This window comes from Sphingobium salicis subsp. salicis, from assembly GCF_049472635.1.
Lineage (GTDB): Bacteria > Pseudomonadota > Alphaproteobacteria > Sphingomonadales > Sphingomonadaceae > Sphingobium > Sphingobium yanoikuyae_A.
In genome coordinates, this window is sequence record NZ_JAYRCS010000001.1 from 2,074,712 (window position 1) to 2,097,813 (window position 23,102).

At 61.0% G+C, this 23,102-nt stretch carries 16 protein-coding genes; 7 read left to right on the plus strand and 9 right to left on the minus strand.

Annotated elements, in window-relative coordinates:
* Window positions 1–65: 65 nt before the first annotated feature.
* The 3 genes from VHN57_RS10030 to VHN57_RS10040 all read right to left on the minus strand — a co-directional run bounded on the left by VHN57_RS10030 (window position 66) and on the right by VHN57_RS10040 (window position 5,395).
* Complete coding sequence (locus tag VHN57_RS10030) at window positions 66–1,574, minus strand: aldehyde dehydrogenase family protein (RefSeq protein WP_272869942.1); 1,509 nt, start codon at window positions 1,572–1,574, stop codon at window positions 66–68.
* Window positions 1,575–1,641: 67 nt separating this feature from the next.
* Complete coding sequence (locus VHN57_RS10035) at window positions 1,642–3,996, minus strand: TonB-dependent receptor (RefSeq protein ID WP_237235395.1); 2,355 nt, start codon at window positions 3,994–3,996, stop codon at window positions 1,642–1,644.
* 97 nt (window positions 3,997–4,093) lie between these two features.
* A complete protein-coding gene (locus VHN57_RS10040; RefSeq protein WP_161734954.1) occupies window positions 4,094–5,395 on the minus strand; it encodes a cytochrome P450 in 1,302 nt (433 codons plus the stop codon).
* 224 nt (window positions 5,396–5,619) lie between these two features.
* On the opposite strand from VHN57_RS10040, the gene VHN57_RS10045 reads away from it, so the two are divergent.
* Window positions 5,620–6,723 carry an NAD(P)-dependent alcohol dehydrogenase gene (locus tag VHN57_RS10045; protein ID WP_037523189.1) on the plus strand — a complete coding sequence of 368 codons (1,104 nt, stop codon included), beginning with the start codon at window positions 5,620–5,622 and terminating at the stop codon, window positions 6,721–6,723.
* Here the strand turns inward: VHN57_RS10045 and VHN57_RS10050 are convergent.
* From VHN57_RS10050 to VHN57_RS10065, 4 genes are all read right to left on the minus strand, one after another.
* The gene (locus VHN57_RS10050; protein WP_037523179.1) at window positions 6,698–7,441 is read right to left on the minus strand and encodes a MerR family transcriptional regulator; all 744 of its coding nucleotides are present in this window, start codon (window positions 7,439–7,441) and stop codon (window positions 6,698–6,700) included. The genes VHN57_RS10045 and VHN57_RS10050 overlap by 26 nt on opposite strands.
* Before the next feature lie 70 nt (window positions 7,442–7,511).
* Complete coding sequence (locus VHN57_RS10055) at window positions 7,512–8,555, minus strand: aromatic ring-hydroxylating dioxygenase subunit alpha (protein ID WP_037523177.1); 1,044 nt, start codon at window positions 8,553–8,555, stop codon at window positions 7,512–7,514.
* A 146-nt stretch (window positions 8,556–8,701) separates the two neighbouring features.
* Window positions 8,702–9,481, minus strand: a complete 780-nt coding sequence (locus VHN57_RS10060) for an SDR family NAD(P)-dependent oxidoreductase (protein WP_278985464.1) — start codon at window positions 9,479–9,481, stop codon at window positions 8,702–8,704.
* Between the two features lie 57 nt (window positions 9,482–9,538).
* A complete protein-coding gene (locus VHN57_RS10065; RefSeq protein WP_237235401.1) occupies window positions 9,539–11,797 on the minus strand; it encodes a TonB-dependent receptor in 2,259 nt (752 codons plus the stop codon).
* Between the two features lie 221 nt (window positions 11,798–12,018).
* On the opposite strand from VHN57_RS10065, the gene VHN57_RS10070 reads away from it, so the two are divergent.
* From VHN57_RS10070 to VHN57_RS10090, 5 genes are all read left to right on the plus strand, one after another.
* Complete coding sequence (locus VHN57_RS10070) at window positions 12,019–13,332, plus strand: Rieske 2Fe-2S domain-containing protein (protein WP_037521819.1); 1,314 nt, start codon at window positions 12,019–12,021, stop codon at window positions 13,330–13,332.
* A gap of 146 nt (window positions 13,333–13,478) precedes the next feature.
* Entirely contained in the window at window positions 13,479–14,411 is a 933-nt protein-coding gene (locus tag VHN57_RS10075) for a PDR/VanB family oxidoreductase (protein WP_037521816.1), read from the plus strand.
* Between the two features lie 80 nt (window positions 14,412–14,491).
* Complete coding sequence (locus VHN57_RS10080) at window positions 14,492–15,847, plus strand: MFS transporter (RefSeq protein WP_423283739.1); 1,356 nt, start codon at window positions 14,492–14,494, stop codon at window positions 15,845–15,847.
* Window positions 15,844–17,472: a GMC family oxidoreductase gene (locus tag VHN57_RS10085; protein ID WP_037521815.1), complete on the plus strand. Its 1,629-nt coding sequence runs from the start codon at window positions 15,844–15,846 to the stop codon at window positions 17,470–17,472. The genes VHN57_RS10080 and VHN57_RS10085 overlap by 4 nt, the downstream gene beginning before the upstream one ends.
* Before the next feature lie 22 nt (window positions 17,473–17,494).
* Window positions 17,495–18,982 (plus strand): aldehyde dehydrogenase family protein, encoded by a 1,488-nt coding sequence (locus VHN57_RS10090; RefSeq protein ID WP_155276483.1) that lies wholly within the window; start codon window positions 17,495–17,497, stop codon window positions 18,980–18,982.
* A 254-nt stretch (window positions 18,983–19,236) separates the two neighbouring features.
* Here VHN57_RS10090 and VHN57_RS10095 read toward each other — a convergent pair whose 3' ends face one another.
* Window positions 19,237–20,469, minus strand: a complete 1,233-nt coding sequence (locus VHN57_RS10095) for a LysR family transcriptional regulator (protein ID WP_037521814.1) — start codon at window positions 20,467–20,469, stop codon at window positions 19,237–19,239.
* Window positions 20,470–20,660: 191 nt separating this feature from the next.
* On the opposite strand from VHN57_RS10095, the gene VHN57_RS10100 reads away from it, so the two are divergent.
* On the plus strand, window positions 20,661–21,800 hold the full coding sequence (locus tag VHN57_RS10100; protein ID WP_037521813.1) for an acyl-CoA dehydrogenase family protein: 1,140 nt from the start codon (window positions 20,661–20,663) through the stop codon (window positions 21,798–21,800).
* Window positions 21,801–21,875: 75 nt separating this feature from the next.
* On the opposite strand, the gene VHN57_RS10105 is transcribed toward VHN57_RS10100, so the two are convergent.
* A complete protein-coding gene (locus VHN57_RS10105; protein WP_237235404.1) occupies window positions 21,876–23,048 on the minus strand; it encodes a CaiB/BaiF CoA transferase family protein in 1,173 nt (390 codons plus the stop codon).
* Window positions 23,049–23,102: the final 54 nt, after the last annotated feature.

Consider the following 23,102-nt stretch of genomic DNA (forward strand, 5'->3'; position numbering starts at 1 on the left):
TCGGTCCACTCGGTGGGGGCAGATCAACGTCCTGATCGCGTACCGCCGCCGCCCACCAACGCGTCTCAGTCGGCCAAAAGTGCCGTGACAGTCTTCGTTTCGGTGTAGTGAAGAACACCTTCTTCGCCGACTTCGCGCCCCCAGCCGCTCTCCTTGACGCCGCCAAAGGGGGCAGAGGGATCATTCATGCCATGGGTATTGATCCACACTGTGCCGGCCTGCAACTTGCGCGCTGTCAGGTGGGCGCGGGAGAGATCGCGGGTCCAGATATTGGCGGCCAGACCATAGCGCGTGTCATTCGCGGTCCTGATGACCTCTTCGACATCGTCAAAGGGCGTGGCGACCAGCACGGGGCCGAAAATCTCTTCGCGCACGATCGATGCGTCCGCTGAGGGATTGGCGAAAATCGTCGGTTCGACGAAATAGCCGTCACCGGCGCCTGCCTTGCCGCCCGTCACCAGTTCGGCGCCGCTCGCCAGCCCCTGTTCGATATAGTCGAGCACCCTGCCCTGCTGCGTCCGCGACACCAGCGGTCCCAGCATCGTGTCGGGATCACGGCCATGCCCCAGTTTGAACTGCTTCGCCGCGTGCGCCACGCCCTCCACGACCTGATCGAACACCGGCCGTTCGACATAGAGACGAGAGGCGGCAAGGCAGACCTGCCCGGAATTGAAGAAAATGGCGAGCGCAGCGCCCAGCGACGCCTTTTCCAGATCCGCGTCGGCGAAGATGAGCGACGGCGATTTGCCACCCAGTTCCAGCGTCACGCGCTTGAGATCCTGCGCCGCCGTCTGCACGATCTGCTTGCCCACACGGGTCGATCCTGTGAAGGCGATTTTATCGATGCCGGGATGCTCCACCAGAGCCTGACCGGCCTCATGCCCATAGCCCGTCACGACGTTCAGCACGCCTTCGGGCAGCCCTGCCTCCAGCGCCAGTTCCGCCAGTCGCAGTGCGGTAAGGGGCGTCACTTCGGAAGGCTTCAATACGATGGTGCAGCCTGCCGCCAGCGCCGAGGCAATCTTCCAGGCGGCCATGGCGAGAGGATAATTCCAAGGCACGATCTGGCCGACGACGCCGATCGGTTCGCGCACCGAATAGCTGTGATATTGGCGGCCATCGCCGGAAATGGGATTGACCTGGCCATGGATCTTGGACGTCCATCCCGCCATGTAGCGGAAGATATCCACGGCCGCCGGCACGTCTACCGCCAGTGCGTGATGCACCGCCTTACCATTGTCATAGCTTTCAAGTAGCGCCAGTTCCTGCGCATTTTCCTCGATCTTGCGTGCGATCGTTTCGATGATTTTGCCCCGATCCAGTGGCCGCATGCGCGACCATGCAGCCGACTCGAACGCGGCCCGCGCGCATTTCACGGCCCGATCCACATCCTCTGCGGTGCCCGCCGGCACATTGGCGAATATCTGCCCGGTCGCAGGGTCCTCGACATCGATGCTACGCCCACCCGCGGCCTCTTCCCAATCGCCGCCGATCAGCATGCGGGTCGTGGGCAGGCGAACCTGATTCTCGTCGTCACCATGAAGTCGATCGGCAGCGAATATGGGTGCATTCATCTTCTTTTCTCCAGCAAACAAGAAAGGGCCGCGCCGCCTTTCATGGCGCGGCCCAGGGGGAGAGCATTCAAAAGCGCGCCGACAGATTGACCCCGAAGGTGCGTGGGCGCCCGGCGAAGCGGACCGTCGTGTCGGTGATGCGCGTGGCATTGGTCCAGTAATAGGTGTTGCCGAGATTTCGGACGAAGGCGCTGATCTTGTAGCGCTTATCGTCGAAGGAAAGCCCCGCCCGGAGATCGATCAGCGTATAATCCTCGATCGTGAGGCCTCCCTGCGCGGAAAGTTCGGCCGATGGGGTGGCGCGTGCATTGCCCAGAACGGCCTTGGTATCGCTCTGGAAATTCAGGTTCGCACCGACAAAGGCTTCGACATCGTCGCTCAATGCCCAGTCATATTGAGCGTCGGTCACGATCTGGAACTTGGGCGTGTAGGGAAAAGCCGATCCACCGAAGTCCACCTGATTGCCATAGCTGTCATAGTTGACGAAGCTTTCCTTGATTTTGGTGTCCAGATAGGTGGCACCGATGCTGACGTGCAATCCATCCGTTGGCGCCAGATCCAGTTGCACTTCCGCACCCTGCACCCGGCTTTTGGGGACGTTTACCAGGGCTTCCAGCGGGCCGAAAACATCGGGGTTTGCGATCACCCGCCCCTTCAACTGCTTGTCGCTATAGTCGTAATAGAAGAGCGCACCATTGATCTGGGCGGTATTTTCCAGAACAGTCAGCTTCGCGCCTACTTCATAGGCCGTGATGGACTCCTGCGTGACCGGGTTGAACTGGTTTGCATCGCTGGCCGACAGCATGGGGAAGCTTCCGGACTTGTAGCCCTTGCTGACCGAAGCGTAGAGCAAGATATCCTTGCTCGGCTTATAGTCGACACCTGCGCGCCATGAGACATTATCTTCGTTGAGCGTGCGCTGCACTTCTCCCACGGTCAGCGTCGATCCGTCGATGGTCACGCATGCACCTTCTGCGATGGAGATGGGCGCCAGCCCTGCGCCTCCACGAATGAAGTTGACCAGATTCTGGATGCCCTGCCCCAGTGCAAAACCGCGATCGGCCGTACAACCGGCAAAATCGATGTTGGTCTTGGTATAGCGCACCCCGCCATGCAGGGTGATCTTGTCGCCAAGATCATAGTCGAGATTGGCGAACACCGCCTTATTCACAAATTTCTGCCGCGCATACTGGCTATAGACGAAGAAGGGTACGCCAAGGCCGGCATCGACGAAATTATAGGCCGGCGTCGATTGATCATAAGGCCCCGCATCATCCTGCTGATAGGTTTTTTCCCGCGCATAATTGCCGCCCAGGATATAGGTCAGGCCGCCGACACGGCCCTGCAACCGCAGTTCCTGCGAAAGCGCCGTGATCTTACCGGTGGTGTTGTAGAAATAATCGCGAAGCGCCACACCATCCGGATCGATGTCCTGATCGTTATGATATCTGGAATAGCTGCTGATCGAAGTCAGGGTGATGTCATCGGTCAGGTCGATGTCACCCCGGAAAGCCACCTGATAGAACCAGTCGTCGCGCTTGGGCTTCTGCTCCGGCGTCCAGTCAGCATCGCGATTATTGTGTGGCGCAATCGGGTAGGTGGCGAGCGGACCCAGTCGCGCGGGATTGCCCAAGGGCACCACGCCGATCAACTGGCCGGCCTGCCCATCGCTCTTGTCGATAAAGCCATTGAGGTTCAGCGAAAATCGCACGCCGTCCGACGGCTCGAAGTCGAGGAGGATGCGGCCTGTAGTGAAATTGCGATCGCCCAGCTTTTCATCGCGGGTATAGCTGCGCTGCCACGCACCGCCCTGTTCGGTTCGCACCGCAACCCGCGCTGTCAACGTATCGCTGATCGGTCCGCTGATGAACCCGCCGCCGCTGACCTGTCCGAAACTGTCCACCCCGGCATCCAGCCCGGCCCTGAAGGTCGAAGTCGGCTTGGCCGCGATATAGTTGATGGCGCCACCAGTTGCGTTCGATCCGAACAACGTGCCCTGCGGCCCCTTCAGCACTTCGACCCGTTCCAGATCCAGCGTCGCACCGCGCGTCATGATCGAAAAGGGGATCGGCACCTGATCCTGATAGATGCTGACCGTAGGCTTGGCAGCGAGGCTGGTGTCGTAGAAGCCGATGCCGCGCAGCGTATAGACCGGCGTGGAAAAGGCGCTTTCGGTATAGTTGAAGCCGGGCACGATCTTGACCAGATCGGCAACATTGGCGACGCCCTGGCTGGCCAGTTTTTCGCCCGATGCCGCCGTGATCGAGAGCGGCACGTCGTTTATGGCCTGCTCCCGCTTCTGCGCCGTCACGACGATATCCCCCAGGCCCACAGGCTGCTGTGCCTGGGGCGCCGTATCGGCCTGGGCGAAGGCCGGCGATTGCAGCGCCACCGCCGATACGCTCGCTACGAGCAAGATCATCCTGTTGTGCATTTCAGACTCCTCCCATTGTCGCCCGGATGTTCCACCCTTGGGCCATGTGCCGGTCCCGCCTGAGCGATGTCCCGGCCTTGAAAAATCAGGCTTTCTTGAAACGGATCGGCAGCGCCTTGTAACCGCCGACAAAATTGGTCTCGACCAGCCGGGGATCGCCTGCCATCTCAACCGACTGCAAATGCGGCAGCAATTCCTCGAACAGGATGCGCATCTCCAGCTTGGCAAGATGCTGCCCCAGACACATATGCGGGCCGAAGCCGAAGGCGATATGGGGATTGGGCGAGCGGGTAATGTCGAACCGATCAGCGTCGGTGAAGACATCCTCGTCGCGGTTGCCGGACGGATAACAGATCATCAGCCGTTCCATGGAGCGGATGTCCATGCCGCGAACCTGGGTATCGGCGGTGGCATTGCGCATAAAATGCTTAACCGGACTGGTCCAGCGGATCGCTTCATCGACCAACCCGGGAATCAGGGACGGATCGGCTTTCACCTTCGCCCAATTTTCCGGATAGACCATCATGCCATGCAGGCCACCGGCCGTGGATGACGATGTCGTGTCGTGGCCAGCGGTCGCGATCGCCACATAATAGCCATTGGCCTCATCGCGCGGGATCGGCGCACCGTTGATCCGGGAATTAGCGATCAGCGACAGCAGATCGTCGGTTGGCTGTTCGCGCCGCTGGGCGCTAAGTTTGTCGAAATAGACGTAGAAATCCTCGATCGAAGCCGCCCATTGTTTCGCCGCGACGACCGGGTCCGCCGCCATTTCCGGACGCTGCTCCTCCGGATCATGGACGCCGAAAAACTCCTGCGTCAGCTTCAGCATTTTGGGCTCGTCTTCGGGCGGCACGCCGAACAGCGTCATGATCACCCGCAGCGGATAATGCAGCGCAAAGTCGCGCACGAAATCGCACTCGCCATCGAAGCTGAGCAGGTTATCGACGGACTGACGCGCCAGCACCCGGATCTGTTCTTCCAGCTTGCTGATCTTGCCGGGCAGGAACCAGTTGGCCGTCAGCATGCGGTAGGAGGCATGTTCGGGCGGGTCCATATAGGTCAGCGACGACAGGAGCCGCGTCGTGCCGCCGGTGATTTCCCGCGTGAAGGCATCGGATGCCTGATCGTTCAGAACCGGGTTATGATCGGCATTGTGGAACAGCTTGGCGTTCCGCTCAATCTCGCGAATGTCGGCATGCTTGGTCACGATCCAGAGCGGATCATAGCCAGGCACCTGTGCAATCCCCAAAGGCATATGTTCGCGGAGCCATTGGAACGCACGATAGATGGTCGCATCATCCGTGTAGCTTTTCGGCGCGATCACGATCCGCGCAATATCGTCTGGAATGATGGGACGCGTGTCAGCATCCAGCGAAGTCGCCATGAATCTACCCTCTCCGATTAACGCCGTCCTCAGGACATTTGCGTATTGCGTATGTCCATTACGTAATAGTGGACAAGGCCGTCGGTCAATCGTAAAAACAGGTCCGACCATTCAGCTTTTCAGCGAACGGAAATGACGGATTTCTGCGGATCATATCCATCAGCCATCCCTTATCCGTCCCTGCAATTGAATGGACGACACCAAGTTTGAATAGGAGGATGCATATGGAGATAGAGGCAGCCGTCGCCCGGACAGCAGGCGGAGACTTCAGTGTCGAACGTCTGACACTGGGCGAATTACGTCCGACCGAAGCATTGGTGCGCGTCGTCGCGACAGGCCTGTGCCATACCGACCTGGTCGTACGCGACCAGATATTGCCGCTACCCCTGCCCGCCGTGCTGGGGCATGAAGGGGCCGGTATCGTGGAGGCTGTGGGCGATGCCGTGACATCGATTGCACCAGGTGATGCTGTCGTCATGGGGTTTGCCGCCTGCCGCGCCTGCCCGCAATGTGATGCCGGTCAGCCCGCTTATTGCCGCGACTTCGCTCCGCTCAATTTCGGCGGCCACCGCACCGACGGATCGACATGCCTGCATGACGGCCAGACCCCTGTCAGCAGCCATTTCTTCGGCCAGTCCTCCTTCGGCACATATGCCATCGTCGCCGCGCAAAATCTGGTGAAAATGCCGAGCGACGCGCCGCTGGAACTACTGGGTCCGCTAGGCTGCGGCATCATGACGGGCGCTGGCGCGGTGATGAACGCGCTCAAGCTGCAAGCGGGCGAATCGATCCTCATCATTGGCGGTGGCCCGGTCGGCCTGAGCGCCGTCATGGCCGCCAGGGCCTTGCATGCCGGTCAGATCATCGTGGCCGATCCTTTGGAGAGTCGCCGTGCCATGGCCGTTGATCTGGGTGCAACCGGCACCATCGATGTGAGGCTGGGCGATACCGCCGAACAATTGCGCGCCATCCAGCCGCAGGGAGTCCATTGCGTGCTGGACACGTCGGGGGTCATCCCGGCCATCGAGTCCGGCATAGCGGCGCTTGCCCCTCTGGGGCGCCTGGCCATGGTCGGCGTTCCCAAGGCGCAAGACGCAGCGATCAGCCTCAACATCCTGCACATGCTGTCTCTGGGCATCAGCATTTGCGGCGTGACGGAAGGCAATGCCGACCCGCAGACATTCCTGCCCGAACTGGTTGCCCTCAACGCAAAGGGGCTTTTCCCGTTCGAAAGGCTGATTACCCGCTATCGACTGGAGGATATCAATCAGGCCGTGGCCGACCAGCATGCCGGGCGGTGCGTCAAGGCTGTCCTGACGATGGGCTGATGCCCTGTGCGGGGCGATCCGTTTCTTCGCCGGCACGGATCGCCTCGACATGGCGGAAGAAGGCGCGCTGACGCATCAGACCAAAGAAATCGAGCATGAGCGGCAAAGCGTGCTCGACCATGGTCGCGGCCTTTTCGACATCGATATGGCCTTCGACGCGCTCCATGAAGGTGGTCGCTTCCCATCGCCCGACAAAATCCGCGGCCTCGGTGTAGAAGCCCAGAATCTCCGGCGTGTAGTCGAGTTGCTGGTCGAACCCGGCCTTGCGCATATCGCCCCATAGCCGCACGAGTTGCGCGCAGGTGATGCTGAGCGCCTCGCCCTGTTCGGTATCAATGATGTCCAATATGCCGATCTTCGCCAGCGTGCGCGCATCTTCCGCCGCATGGGGGTAGCGCTCGAGCAATGAGGATATTGTCACCGGCGGGCCATCAGCACCAGCCCGGTGCGCGACCAGCTGTTCCAGTTGGTCGAAGGCGCTCGCCTCTACCCGCGCTTCGGTCCCTTCGCCAGCGATGATCGCCTTGATCTGGGCCAGGGTCAGGCGGTTTTCGTGCTGCAACCGCCGCACCGCTAATATCGCCTGCACATGCTCCACGCCATAGTCGGCGACGGTCTTGCGCGGCCTTTCCGGCTCCGGGATCAATCCCTCGCGAAGATACACGCGAATCGTTTCCCTGTGGACCCCGGTCCGCTGCTCCAGCTCGCGCATCTTCATAGATGCGCTACAGCATGGGGCAGCGGCGGGAGCAAGCCACTATGTTATCGACATACGCAAGGGCGCGCCATCAGGCCGCGACCTTTCCGCCTTCTTCCGCTTCCTGCATGTTGCTCAGGAGGCGGCGCGCCTGGTTGACGGCGCCGTCGCTGGCGATGCCCACGAAGGGCCGCCCCGGCTCATCATCGATCCGGCGTTGCTGCGCCTCCAACGTTTCCTCATCTTCGGTGATGGTATCGAAAAACTGGTCGAACAGCGTGTCGGGTACGCCACTTTCCTTGGGCGCTGTCGTGCAGATCGTCCAGAGATAGTGGCTGGTCGTTTCCGTTTCTGGCGTGATGAAATGGTTGTTCGCCAGCATGAAGCCGTTGTTGCGACGCCCTTCATAGGCGCCGGTCCCCGCATCGCAGCCACCGGCATTGACCCGGCAGGTCATGCCGATGCCCGGTTCGAACCGTACTTCCTGCCAGCGATCGACTCGCCCCTTGAAGCCGCCTGCATCGATATAGGATTTGGGCGGGATCGAATTGGGCATCTTGCGCAGCAGGGTCACGCGGCGGCCGTCAAATTCGACCTTGGTATCCGCGTTATAATGTTGCTCCGGATTTCCCCCGATGGTGCGCGCGTGGATATAGGGCACATGGGTCAGGTCCATGATGTTGTCGATGATCAGTTGCCAGTTCGACTTCACCGGGAAAGTATAGGGCCGCCATGTCCAGGCCGGATCATTATGTTCGGGGCTGTCGACGATCACGCTGGGGTCGGCCAGCGCCGGTTCGCCCATCCAGATCCAGATCAGATGATCCTTTTCGACCACGGGATAGTGGCGGACATTGGCAGAAGCCGGAATACGTGCCTGATTGGGAATGCGGGTACAGGTGCCGCGACCGTCAAATTCGACGCCATGATAGCAGCAACGCAGGATATTGCCTTCGACATGCCCGGCAGACAGGGGCATGGCCCGGTGGCTGCACCGATCCTCCAGCGCTGCGATCTGGCCATCTTCGGTCCGGAACAACACAACCGCCTTGTTCAGATACCTGCGCCCCAGCGTCTTGCCGGGTTCGATATCGGCGGCAAAGGCGGCCACATACCAGGCGTTGTAAATGAACATAATCTCTCCATCTGTTCGGCCGGCCCGCTAGACGGTTCCGGCGCTACCCTATTGTTGGTTGTAATTATGGAGTCCCAACCGGCGAGCGCCAATCGCAATGCCGTAAAGCCATAAGAAAAGCGGGAAACCAACGTCGCGAACCGGGATCAGCGCAGATAAAGGCCGCCATTCATGTCGAGCGTCGCCCCGACAAAGAAGCCGCCCCGGTCGGATGCCAGCAGCGCCGTGGCGGCCGCGATTTCGCCTACGGCCATGAAGCGCCCCACCGGCACTTCCGCTTCGACCCTGGCGATCTGTTCGGCGGACAGGCGCGCCTTGGCCGTATCGATCGGCCCCGGCGCGATGGCGTTTACTGTAACGCCAGTCCCGGCCAGATAGCGCGCGAAATATTTGGTCAGCATGATCGCTCCGGCCTTTGAGGCGGCATAATGGGGCGAGGCCACCGTGCCGCCATTCTGCCCGGCGAGCGAGGTGATGTTGACGATCCGCCCATAGCCATTTTCGCGCATATGTTCGGAAAATATCTGACAGCTCAGGAACACGCTGCGCATATTGATCTGGACGATCAGGTCAAATTCTTCCGGACTGATGTCCTGCGTCGGCGTCCGCTTGGCAAAGCCGGCATTGTTCACCACGATATCGGTCTTGCCCCAGAGCGCTGCAATCTGGTCCCTGGCCGCCAGGAAATCCGATTTTTCGCGCACGTCCAGCTGCAGCGCTATCGCCGTCTCTCCCGACGGGTCGAGGGAGTGGGCAACGGCCTGTGCCACATCCATGTCCACATCGCTGACCGCGACCCGCCCCCCGCCAGCATGGATTTCCCGCGCGACGGCTTCGCCGACGCCCCGCCCGCCCCCCGTGACAAGCGCAGCCCGCCCGGCAAAGGAGAAGCTGCCATTGGCGGGAAGTTCGAAATTATCGTCCATCGTTCATCCTGTAAAATCGAGGGGAGCGGCCAGGGCCACTCCCCGATTGCATCGGCTTCAGGGGCGCAGCGACAGCGTCACGCCATAGGTGCGCGGCGTGTTGGTGAAGATTTTCCAATAGGTCGTGCCGTTGCCCGGCACCGCCAGAAAGGCGGTGATGTCGTCTGCATTGACGATCTGATAATTGTTGGTGAGGTTCTTGCCCCAGATGCCGACCGTCCAGCGCCCATCGGCACCTTCGTAATTCAGCCGCGCGTTGAGCGTCCGCCCCTTCGTGTCATTATAGAGATTGTCGTAAAGACGCAGCGTGTTGGCGTCGTCCGTGGAAATGCGCGCGGAATAGTTGAAATCGGCCTGCGGCGTGAGCTTGGCACCGTTCGCCATAGCCAGATCATAGCTGGCCCCGACCGTGAAGCTGTCCCGCGGCGCGAATTTAGCCGGGTTGCCGGAATAATCGAGATTGACCAGCGGATCGCGCAGGTCGCTGTAAGTGCCGACAAGATGGGTCCAGTTGCCAGTCAGGCGCAGACCGTCGAGCGGACGGAGCACGGATTCAACCTCGATGCCCTTCATCTTCAACGTGCCATTATAGGTATGCGCAATGCCGCCCGCGCCCGAGAAATTCTGGAGATTCTTCGTCTTCTGCTTGAACAGCGCAACATTGAAATCGAGCATATTGTCGAACAGCCGAGACTTCGCGCCGATTTCGTAATTCTGCGCCTTTTCCGGCTCCAGCGGGATCGTCGGGTTGAGATAGGCATTGTCGACGAAGCCGCCCGATTTGAAGCCCTTTGCCCAGGTGGCATAGAGATTCACGTTCTGCATCGGACGATATTTGACCGTCACCCGCGGCGTGAAGGCATTCCATGTCTTGCCACCCGACGCGAACACTTCGCCGGGGAAGCCGAAACCGGGAATCGCGCCTGCGTCCGTGGTGGAAAAAGCGTGATAGTCGATCTTTTTGCGATCCGACGTGTAGCGTCCACCTGCGACCAGCGACAGGCCATCGGTCACTTCGAACGTCGCCTCACCAAATACCGCGAGGCTGCGGACATTGCCTTCCTGTTCGCGCGTGATGTTGGTCACGCCCGGATTGCGCCGGACAGTCGCGTTGACGGCCGATCCGGGCAGCGGGCTGTAGTTGAAGATGTTCGTCGTCGAGACATCCGCTGACAGGAAATAACCGCCCACAACATAAGACAGACGGCCCGGCGCGGAGGCGAAGCGGACTTCCTGCGTGAAACTGCGATTCTTCACCACCTGCCGGCGATCGAAGACAGGAACCTGCGTGGCGACCGGTACATCGTCGTTGGTCGCATGGCTGTCGTTCATCCGGTAGCCGGTAATCGACGTCAGCGTGCCGCCAAACAGATCCAGATCGCCGCGCAGATAGCCCCCGCGCAGCCGTTGGCGATAGGGCGAGCGAGCAAAGTCGTTATTCGTCCACTTGCTGTCATCATAGTCGCCAAAGCTAGCGGGAACGACCTGATTGCCGCCGATACCCAGGCTGATCGCACCGCCGTTGCCCTGCGTGTAGCTATAGTCCCCCGACAGGACGATCTTGAGCGTATCGGTCGGCCGGAACAGCAGTTTGCCGCGCATGGCGACGCCATCGGTCTTGCCATAGCTGCCCTTCTGGTTGGGCGTATCGATCAGGCCGTTCGACGTTTCCGTGCTAAATGCCGCTCGAAAGGCCAGCTTGTCATCCACCAGCACGCCGTTCACCATGCCTTCGGTGCGGACATAGGCCCCGTTGCCTGCTGTCACCTGACCGAACCAGTCTTCCTTCATCTCCGGATTATTGCTGATGACGGCGATCGCACCGCCCACGACGTTACGGCCGAACAGGGTACCCTGCGGCCCGCGCAGCACCTCGACCCGCTGCGTGTCGAAGAAATTGGCGTTCAAGTCATTGTTGAACACATAATAGACATCGTCCATGAAATAAGCGACCGGCGTGTCGAGCGTGGCCGTGCGGAACGTCGACACATTGCCGCGTATCGCCACGATCGACAGTGACTTGTCGGATGTGTTGACGGTGATGCCCGGCATCTGCTGGGTCAGCGCCGCGGGGCTGAACACCTGTGATTGGCGCAGCAATTCGCCGCCAAAGGCGGCTATTGAAAATGGCACTTCACGCACGGTCGACTCACGACGCTCTGCCGTCACGACAATATCTTCAGGCAACATGCTGGGCTGTGCGGCGGCATCCTGGGGCGCGCCCTGATCCGTCTGTGACCAAGCCGGCGCGGCGACCATCATGGCAATGAGGGCCGATGCTGCGACCGAGGATTTGAAGCTGAAAGGCATACCCATACTCTCCCTTAACGACGCGGCTTGATGCCGCCTGAGCTTGGTGAAGCAGCAAAAGGAAGAAGCGCGCAATAACATCGTCCCGATTATTGAATGGTCCGACCACATTCCGATTGGGGTCGCCGCGAGCGACCCTCTAGCTAGGAGAAACAAGATTTCATGTGTCGTGATACAGCGAGATCACGACCAGGGTACAACAACGAAGACAAGGAAGAGGCTGAGCCATGCAGTCCAGTGATAGCGCCGACATGACCCGCGTGGGACCGGGAACGATCATGGGCACGATGATGCGTCAATATTGGTTGCCGGCCTGCCTGTCGTCCGAAGTGACGGCAGATGGCGACCCGGTCCGCCTGATGATCCTGTGCGAAAAGTTGATCGCTTTTCGCGACAGTTCAGGCCGCGTCGGCATCATGGACCATCGCTGCCCACATCGTTGCGCGTCGCTGTTCATCGGCCGCAACGAGCAGAATGGTATTCGCTGCGTCTATCATGGCTGGAAGTTCGATGTGGACGGCAAGTGCGTCGACATGCCTTCCGTCCCGGCGCGAATGGATTTCAAGGAAAAGGTGCATGCCAAGGCTTACAAGACTCATGAGGCCAATGGCCTGATCTGGGTCTATATGGGCGAGAACCAGGCGAGCCCGCCACCGCTGCCCGAAATCGAGGCGACCATGCATCCCGACGCGGAAATCTGGTGCCTGCAACGTGATTGCAACTGGCTTCAGGCGCTGGAGGGGGACATCGACACCAGCCATGTCGGCTTCCTTCATGTCGGCTCGATTGAGGCGGACGATCTGGATGAAGATCATCCGATGCGCCCGACCGTACTCAACCGCGCTCCGGAATATGAGGTCGCACAGTCCGACTGGGGCGTCATGTATGGCGGCTATCGCCCGAACGACGATGGCCAGATGAGCTGGCGCGTCGCCCATTACATGTTCCCCTTCTGGACGCAGACGCCCAACAACCGTTTCCATACCCGCGCCATCGCCCGCGCCTGGGTGCCGATGGACGACGAGCATTCCATGCTGTTCGACATCACCTGTGGAGTCGATGCAGGCAATCCGGCCTACACCTCGACGCTGAAGGATGGGACGCCACTTTTCGCGCCGCTGGAATATGCGCCCAACACGACCGATTGGTATGGCCGCTGGCGATCGCCCGACAGCCAGGCCAATGACTGGGCCATCGACAGGGAATCGCAGCGCAACGGCACGCAATTCACTGGCATCCCCAATATCACAATGCAGGATCAGGCGGTGACGGAGAGCATGGGACCGATCACGGACCATAGTTTCGAGAATCTGGCGCCGACCGACCAGATGATCGCCCGCGTGCGTCGCCGGGTGTTGCTGGCCGCCCGTGCGCTGGCGAACAAGGGCACCCTGCCGCCGGGTATCGAAGATCCGAGCATCTTCTATCGTGCCCGTGCCGGATCGTTCCTGCATGATCCCAACGACACGCTTGCCAACGCCTATGCAGCCGCGTTGGCCAAGGCGGTCCGCTGGCCCGAACAGGTCGAGGCGGCGGAATAGAATGACAACCGAGGCCGGCGCGATCCAAGCGCCGGCCTCCTGAACAAGGATATGAGGGTGACGAAATGCTTTGCGGCTCGTCCGGTCCGTCGATCCATGATGGCCCGGCCCTGCCAAGACACGCATCGCACCAGATGGAGAGGCAGATGCGCGCAAGATTGAAGAACATCCGTTGGGAAGCGGAAGGGATCAACAGCTATATATTGGAACCCGTGGACGGCGGCCTGATGCCCGCATTTGAACCGGGCGCCCATGTCGACGTCCAGTTGTCACCCGGCCTCGCCCGCAGCTATTCGCTGGTCAACGACCCGGCCATTCGCAGCCATTATGAGATCGCGGTGCATCACGCGATCGACAGCCGGGGCGGGTCGCGCCACATCCATGAACAATGGCGCGTGGGCCAGATCCTGGACATTTCGGACCCGAAGAATAATTTCCCGATGGTGGAAGATGCCAGCCACACGGTAATGATCGCGGGTGGCATCGGCATTACCCCGATGCTGCCGATGATCGCCCGGCTGAAAAAGCTGGGGCGTAGCTGGGAACTCCATTACGTCGCCGCCAGCCCGGATCGTGCTGCCTATGTCGATCGCCTGTCCGACCATGATCGAGTGGAAATCGCCTATGACGGCATCCCCGGTGGCCGCCGGCTGGACCTCGCCGCCATCTGTGCCGCCGCTCCTGCCGATGCGCATCTGTATTGTTGCGGGCCGGGCGGTATGCTCGAGGCATTCGTCGCCACCAATTGCGACCGTCCCAAGGGCCACGCCCATATCGAATATTTCTCGGCGGAAACGGAAGTCGCCACCGAGGGCGGCTATACGCTGGAACTGGCCAAGAGCGGCAAGACCATCAGCGTCGATGAAGGGGAAACCATGCTGGACGCTCTGCTGAGCGCCGGGGTCGATATCGGCTTTGCCTGCGCCGAGGGGATTTGCGGCACCTGTGAAGTCAAAGTGCTGAGCGGCGTCCCCGACCATCGCGACCATTTCCTGACCGATGAGGACAAGGCCGCCAACACATCGATCATGGTCTGCTGTTCGGGTTCCAAAACACCGACGCTGGTGCTCGATATCTAAAATACGAAATTCCGGTTTTTCAATGCCGGGCCAGAAAATGAATAAGCGGTCGAAAACGGCCCAAGGGTAAGGAGAATGTCTTGGCGGTTGCCACGATAGACAGCAGCAGCTCGCAATCCATGCTGGACGACCTGCCGATGTCGGCTTTCCAGCTATGGTCGGTGCTGATGATCGCCGCGACCGTCATCCTCGACGGGCTCGACAACCAGATGCTCGGCCTGGCTGCGCCGTCGCTGCTCAAGCAATGGGGCATTGGACGGGAGGCGCTGGGGTCGGTGTTTGCGCTGGGTTTCGTCGGCATGGCGGTCGGCACCTTGACGTCGGGCTGGGTCGGTGACCGGTTCGGGCGGCGCGGCGCTTTGATCATCGGCGTCGCCATTTTCGGCGTGGCGACGCTGCTGACCGGTTTCGCCGATGCGTTGTGGCAGGTGGCGATACTCAAGATGCTGGGAGGCGTCGGGCTGGGCGGGGTGCCGGGCACGGCGAGCGCCATGATCGCGGAATTCACCCCGGTCCGCTGGCGCAGCATCGCAGTGACATTCGGTGTGGTCTGCGTTTCCATCGGCGGGATACTGGGCGGGATAGCCGCCGCCCTGATCCTGCCCGGTCTTGGCTGGCGCTGGCTCTTCTACATTGGCGGCACGGCGACGCTCCTTTTTGTAGCCTGGCTATGGTCGGTCCTGCCGGAATCTCCCCGCTATCTCGCACAACGCCCTGATCGTGCCGACGAGCTGGAACATATTTTGCGCCGCATCGGCCATCCCGATCCGGCATCGGTCAGGCATCAGGCGCACACGACGCGCGACGCCGTGCATTATGAGCCCATGCGCAAGCTGTTCGGGCCTGCGTTGCTGCGCGATACGATGGCGCTGTCGATTGCCATGTTTTCGGGTATGTTCATGATTTACCTCATGTTCAACTGGGCTCCGACGATGCTCAACAGCGCGGGGTTCGGTCTTCAGACCGCCAGCCTTGGCCTGACCAGCTTCAACATGGGCGGCACCACCGGCGCGATGATCGCCAGCCTTGCCATCATCCGCTTCGGGTCGCGACCGGTCTTGATCCTGATGGCTGTCGTCGGCGCGAGCGTATGCGCGACGCTGGCTCTGCTGCCGATCGATGGCGGTCGCAATGAAGGGGCGGTGCTCGCCTGCCTCGGTGCGCTTGGCCTTTTCGCCAGCGCCGCCCAATCCGCCATGTTCGCAGTCGGCGCTCATGCCTTTCCCACCGTCTTGCGCGCGCGGGGTCTTGGCTTGATGGGCGCGGCCGGGCGAGCAGGCGCGATCGTAAGCGCCATCGCCGGCGCCATATTGATCGGCTGGAGCAATCTGGGCTTCTTTGGCGCGCTGGCCGCATTGATGCTGCTCAACGCCATCGGTTTCATCGCCGTGCGGGGCCATATTCCGCCACTCGGCCGCAAGGACATGCACATATGAGCGACGCCTTCGACTATATCGTGATCGGTTCCGGTTCGGCCGGCAGCCTGATGGCCAATCGCCTGTCCGCCGATCCCGCCAATCGCGTCGCCCTGATCGAAGCCGGGCCGTCCGACAGGAAATGGCCGGTCAACATCAAGACAGCCATGCCGGTCGGGAATATCTTCCTACTGCCTCATGAAAAATATAACTGGAAGCAGTCGCTTGCCGGCAATTCCGCTGTCCACAACCGCCAGATCAATTTCCCGCGTGGCAAGCTGTTCGGCGGGTGCAGCGCGATCAATGGCGGCGTCTATATTAGGGGCCAGATGGCCGATTACGACGCCTGGGCCGATGCCGGCAATCGCGGCTGGTCCTATTCCGACGTGCTCCCCGCCTTCAAATCTGTAGAAAATTATGCCGGCCCTGACAGAGCCTGGCATGGCAAGGGCGGTGAACTGGATGTCCAGAAGCCCAAAAGCTGGAACCCGATCGCAAGCGCCATCGTCGATGCCGCCGCGCAGGCAGGCCATCATCGCAACGATGATTTTGCCGGTGTACGGCAGGATGGCTTTGGCCGCTATGACCTCAACCAGCGCAATGGCACCCGCCTGTCGAGTGCGCGCGCCTTTCTGCATCCCGCGCTGGGACGCGGTAACCTGACGGTTCTGGACGAAACCCTGGTGCGCCGCATCCTGTTTGATCGCGGCCGGGCCGTGGGCCTGGAAATCGAGAAGGACGGTGCGCGCCGCACGGTCAGCGCCCGGCGAGAGATCATCCTGTGCGCCGGCGCGACCAACTCGCCGCAATTGCTGATGCTGTCCGGCATCGGCCCGCAGGACCATCTGAAGGATATGGGGATCGATCTGGTCCATCATCTGCCCGGTGTCGGGCAGCATCTTCAGGACCATCCGACCGTCCATGTGGCGATGGAAAATCCCTCGGCCGAATCCTACGCCATTTCGGCCAAGGCACTGCCCCGCATCCTTGCCAGCCCGCTGAAATATCTGACCAACCGCACCGGCATGCTGGCGTCCAACGTCGCGGAATGCGGCGGTTTCCTCTGCACCGACGGAAGCGGCCGACCTGACATCCAGATTACCTTCCTGGTCGGGCTGAAGATCGACGCCCGCGCCATTCCCCGCCGCCATGGCTATATGGCGCTGATCCAGTTGCTGCGTCCCAAAAGCGCCGGATCGGTGCGGCTGGCTAGCAACCGCCCGGAAGACAAGCCGGTGATCGATCCCAATTTCTTCGCCGATCCTTATGACATGAAGACCCTAATCGCCGGTTTCCGTGAAGCCCGGCGCATCTTCGCCCAGCCTGCGCTTGCCGCCATGACCGGCGCGGAGATCGAGCCGGGCGCGCAATATCAAAGCGACGCGGAGATCGACGCGGCCCTGCGCAAGATCGTCAACACCGCCTACCACCCGACCGGCACCTGCAAGATGGGGCCGGACAGCGATCCCATGGCCGTGGTTGACGGGCGCCTGCGCGTGCGCGGCGTGGCCGGTCTGCGCGTGGTCGATGCGTCGGTCATGCCGGAGATCATCAGCGGCAACACATCCGCGCCCACCATGATGATCGCTGAGCGGGCGGCGCGCTTCATTCTGGAAGACGCTCATCAATCGAATATCGCCGCCTGATCGCGGCACCGGAGAGAATGCCATGAACATGATGACCATCCCGCCCCGCCCCGCCCTACTCGACACGCCGCAGCAGGATATGCTGATCGGCGGCAAGCGTGTCCCCGCCCTGTCAGGCAAGCGTTTCGAAACCCGCAACCCCGCGACGGGTGAATTGCTCGCCACGGTAGCGCAAGGTGGCGCAGAAGATGTCGATCGCGCGGTAAAGGCTGCCCGCGCCGCCTTTGAAGGCCCCTGGCGCGCGATGAAGCCGGTCGAGCGCCAGCGCATCATGCTGCGCCTCGCTGATCTGGTCGAAGAGCATTACGAGGAACTCGCGATGCTCGACACGCTGGACCTTGGAGCGCCCTATAGCCGCACCATCATGGGCAAGGCGCGCGCCGGGGCGCTGCTGCGCTATTATGCCGGGCAGGCGATGCTGATCACCGGCGACACAATCGACAATAATGCACCCGGCGATGTTATATCGCATACGCTGAAGGAACCGATCGGCGTCGTTGCCGCGATCAACCCCTGGAACGGTCCGATCGGCATGTCCGTCTGGAAAGCCGGGCCGGTTCTGGCCACCGGCTGCACCCTAGTCATGAAGCCCGCTGAGCAGACGCCACTATCCGCCCTGCGCTTTGGCGAACTATGCCTGGAAGCCGGTGTACCCGAAGGTGTCATCAATATTGTTACCGGATTGGGCGATGCCGGTGCAGCCCTGTCCAGCCACCCCGACGTCGACAAGATCGCCTTCACCGGTTCTACCGGTGTCGGCGAGAAAATCCTCCATGCCGCCGCACCGACGATGAAGCGCGTCACCGTCGAACTCGGCGGCAAGTCGCCCAATATCGTCTTTGCCGATGCTGATCTGGAAAAGGCGGTTCCCGCCGCCGCCATGGCCGTGTTCGCCAATGCCGGGCAAATTTGTTCGGCTGGCACGCGCCTTTTCGTGCAGTCCACGATCCATGACGAATTCATGGAACGACTTGCTGCCTATACTAAGACGATCCGTGTCGGCGATCCGCTCGATCCAGAAACCCAGATCGGCCCGGTCGTCTCAGCCCCCCAGATGGACAAAATTCTGGCCTTCATCGACAGCGCACACAAGGAAGGCGCGCAGCCACTGACCGGCGGCAACCGCATGCGCGGTACAGGCTATGATGCCGGCTATTTCATCGAACCGACCATCTTCACCGGCGTTGCGGACGACATGACCATCGCGCGCGAGGAAATTTTTGGCCCTGTCCTGTCCGCCTTCACCTTCGACACGATCGAAGAGGTGCTCGCCCGCGCCAATGCCACGGAATTCGGCTTGGGCAGCGGCGTGTGGACCCGCGATCTGGCAACGGCGCATCGTATGGCGCGCGGCATTCGCGCCGGATCGGTCTGGGTGAACTGCTATCAGATGCTCGATCCTGCTGTTCCTTTTGGTGGCTACAAGATGAGTGGCTTTGGCCGGGAATCCGGGCCGCACCATATCGAGGACTATCTTGAGACCAAGGCTATCTGGATGAAGCTTGACTGAAGCGGGGTTCCGAAGTGGAGACCAAACAGAGCAGTCATCGCCCAGCCGTGCATCTGGACGATCATATCATTGCCCAAATGCAAGTCCTGGCAACAGGACGGACCGATGAAGCGCTCAACGCGCGGTTCGGGATCAGCTATAATACCTGGCGAAAACTGTTGGCGGGCGAGGCAGTGCGCCCATCGCTCGCCCATCGGCTCAGATTGCGGATTGAAGCGCTCCAGGCACCCGAGACCTGACCCCCGACCCGATAATCAGACCCAGCCAGATGCCCGCAGATCAGAGGGGGCGCCCTCTGCGGTCTCGCCCGTCGCTGCGTCCCCGAGCATTTCCAGAAATCGACGCTGTGTAGCGGTCGGTCGCCAACTGCGTCGCGTGGTAATGCCCACGACACGCTTCGTCCCTTCCAGAGCGGGGCCGACCTGCGTCAACAATCCGCTCCGGATTTGGAGCGCGACCTGATCGGGCGACAACAGCGTCAAGAAATTGCCCTCTGTCAGCAAGCGGCCGATGATCATGACCGATCCGCATTCAACAGGCGTCGAGGGTGTCGTCACTTCTGCAAAAAGATTTTCCCATTGCTCGCGCAGCGGTGAATTGGCGGGGGCGACAATCCAGGGATAGGTCGCCAGTTGCTCCATGCTTGGCTTCTCCACGCCGGCCAGCGGATGCTGGCTGCCGGCCGCAATCACGAGCCGATCTTCCGTCAACGGCAATTGATAGAGGTCGGCGATCTCATAGGGACGCAATGCGCCGACGATGATGTCGATCACGCCATCACGCAGCGGTTCGACAAGTTCACGCCAACTGCCTTCCAGTACTTTAAAGGCAGCGCGCGGATCGCTTCGCGCCATCCGGGCCATGGCGGCCGGCACCAGATAGGGGCGAGACAACGGCAGGGCACCAAAAGCGATCAATTCACTGCCGCTGCCGCTATCGCGGCCAATATCAGCCAGCGCCGCCACGATCTCCGCAACAGCCAGGCGCGTCCCGCGCGCCAACTTCTTGCCGGCCGAATTGAGCCACACCGCCCGCCCCCGCCGCTCCACCAGCTTGCCACCGATCATATGCTCCAGATCGCCGACGGCCCGGTGCACGGCCGTCTGCGACAAAGTGCTGCCATGGGCCGCCGCTGCAAAACTGCCCGCTTCTGCCAGCGCCAGAAACGCCCGCAACTGGGTCATCGTCATCAGCCGTTCGGGATATTGGAACACGCCTGACAGACCCTTGGCCGCCTGCGATAAATGGTCCAGCGCTGCGCTGGCCCGCTCGATGACGATCTCCCCCATTGCCGTGGGGACCATCCCGCCCGATCGCCTTTCGAAAAAACTATAGCCGAACTGCCGCTCCAGCTTGGCCAGCCCCTGAGTCAGAGCGGGCTGGGACAGGCTCACGACATCGGCCGCGGCCGTGATGCTGCCATGTTCGCGTATTGCCAGCAGAGCGCGCAGGTGCCGCAGATTGAGGTCGAACGGATCGGTCGCCATGCCGCTTACTCTTGTTACCCTCCGCCCGCGCCCTTTCCGGGTCGTCGGTCTTGTCTCCGACTCCTAAAGGATGATTCCGCACCCGCCAAGAGCGACAAAGCTTTTAATGGACTGACCATTAGACAAATGGTAGGACCATTTCACGCCACGGCATAATCGTGCTGCGGATTCGAGTGAAAAGGAGGTTGCTCATGGATTTTGAACTGCCAGACGATGTCCGGGAATTTTGTGAGGTGACGCGCACTATCGTTCGCGACCTTTTGCCCTACGAGATCGAATTTCAGGAAACCGGCAATGTCCCGCCGATCGTGCGTCAGACATTGGTTGACAATGGCTATTTCGGCATGGCCCTTCCCGAACAATATGGCGGGCTTGGCCTTGGCGCCCTCGCGCAGGCGGCGGTACAGATCGAACTTGCGCGCCTGCCTCCGCAATTCTGGACCGAACTGCGCCCGCTGATGGGGCCGGGCGCAAAAAATATCATGTATCATGCATCGGAAGCCCAGCGTGAAGCCCTGCTGCCTGGTATGGCAACCGGCGAAATCCCGATCGCCTTCGCCCTGACCGAACCTAATAGCGGTTCGGACCCCGGATCTATGCGCACCACCGCCGTCCGCAACGCAGATGGCTGGCTGATCAACGGCAGCAAGACATTCATCTCGAATGGCAAGAAGGCCAAATATGTGATCGTCTATGCCTATACGGATAAATCGGCAGGCGCGCGCGGCGGCATCTCTGCCTTTTTGATGCCGGCCGATACGCCCGGCTTCTCGGTCACCGGTACGATCGAACTTATGGGGACCGCAACACCGGGCGTCTTCGAACTGAGTTTCGATGAATGCCAGGTCGGCCCAGACGCCCTGATCGGCGAACTGGGCCGGGGCTTTCACTATGCGCTTGAAGGCCTGAACGAAGGCCGGATGAATGTCGGCGCGACCGCTGTGGGCATGGGCGAATATGCGCTGGAACTGGCGATCGAGGAATCGAAGCAACGTCCGGCTTTTGGCGGCGTGATCTCCGACTTCCAGGCGATCCGCCACTATATCGCCACCATGGCGACCGACATGCGGGCCGCACGCTTGATCCTGCTCGATGCCGCATGGCGTTATGATCAGGGCGAGAAACGGCGCGAACTGGCGTCCATGGCGAAATTATTCGCCACCGAAGCGGGCAGCCGCACGGTAGATACGGCGGTCCAGATATTCGGCGGCACCGGCTATTGCCGGGGCTTTGCGGTCGAACGTCTCTATCGCGACATTCGCATCACCCGCATCTATGAAGGATCGTCGGAAATCCAGAAGAACACGATCGCGCGCGAACTGCTGCGATAAAATTAAGGGCGGGACGCGCAACGCCTCCCGCTCTTCGATCCTTGCAAGGGCGGGTATATCCCCGCCCTTTTCCTGTCAGAGCAGATCGCCCTTCTCTCGCAAGGTTGCGATCCGGTCGTCATCCAGCCCAAGTCCGGCCAGAAGTGCTGCGCCATCCTGCCCCAGACATGACACATGATCGCGCGCTTCGACCCGCGAGCCACTCATACGGAACGGCGGATTGGACACTTTGTAGCGCCCGGCGCCATCCGCTATCTCGGCAAAGGCGCCACGCACCGCCAGTTGCGGATCGTCCAGCAGTTCGCCTATCTCGCGATAGCGCGCGCAAGGAACGCCGTACCCCGAAAGGATCGTTTCCGCTTCCTCAGCAAGATGCTGCTCTGTCCATTTTTCGGTCAAGGCCAGCAGGGTCGCCCAATTAGCGTTACGATCGGCACTGGTGCGGAAGCGCGGATCGTCCCGCCATTCCGGATGACCAACCGCATCGGCAAGCTGCTCGAAATTGCGCGGTGATGTTGGCGCAACCATGATGAACCCATCGCGGGTCTTGAGCGGCGTATAGAGCGGGCGCCGGGCGTCGCCGGGAAATTGCGCCTCCTGCGTTTCGAACACCAGCATGCCGACCATCGCTTCGAGCATGGATACGTCGATATGCTGCCCCTCGCCCGTCCGTTCACGCTGGTAGAGCGCAGCCTGAATCGCACCGAAGGCATGGGTTCCGCCCAGAACGTCCGCAACGAATATGCCGCTGGTCGCCGGTCGTTCCGCCCCGTCCTGATAACGTAGATTGACCATGTCGAAGCCGCTGGCCGCATGGATGACGGGCGCATAGGCCGGGAACAGCGCTTTTGGCCCCGTCTGGCCATAGCCGGAGATGGAACAGTAGATGAGGCGGGGATTGATGTCCTGCAGCGTAGCATAATCCAGCCCGAACCGCTGCATCACGCCCGGCCTGAAATTTTCCACCAGCACATCGCAGTTTGCAACCATCTGCTTGATCAGCGCCACCATTTCGGGTGATTTCAGGTTGCACGCGATGCTCTGCTTGCCTGCGTTAAGGTTGCCGAAATAGGCGCTGAACCCTTCACGTAGCGGCGGCCGCGCCCGCACCTGATCGCCCTCTAGCGACTCCACCTTGATCACCTGCGCGCCAAGATCGGCCAGCATCCGCGTGGCGAAAGGCCCCGCCATGACACTGGTAAAATCCAGCACGCGCACCCCGTCCAGTGCCCCTGCGCTGACAGCCATCCCGTTTTCCGCCATATCCTCACCCATGATTAGGACTTAATATTTAATGGTCCT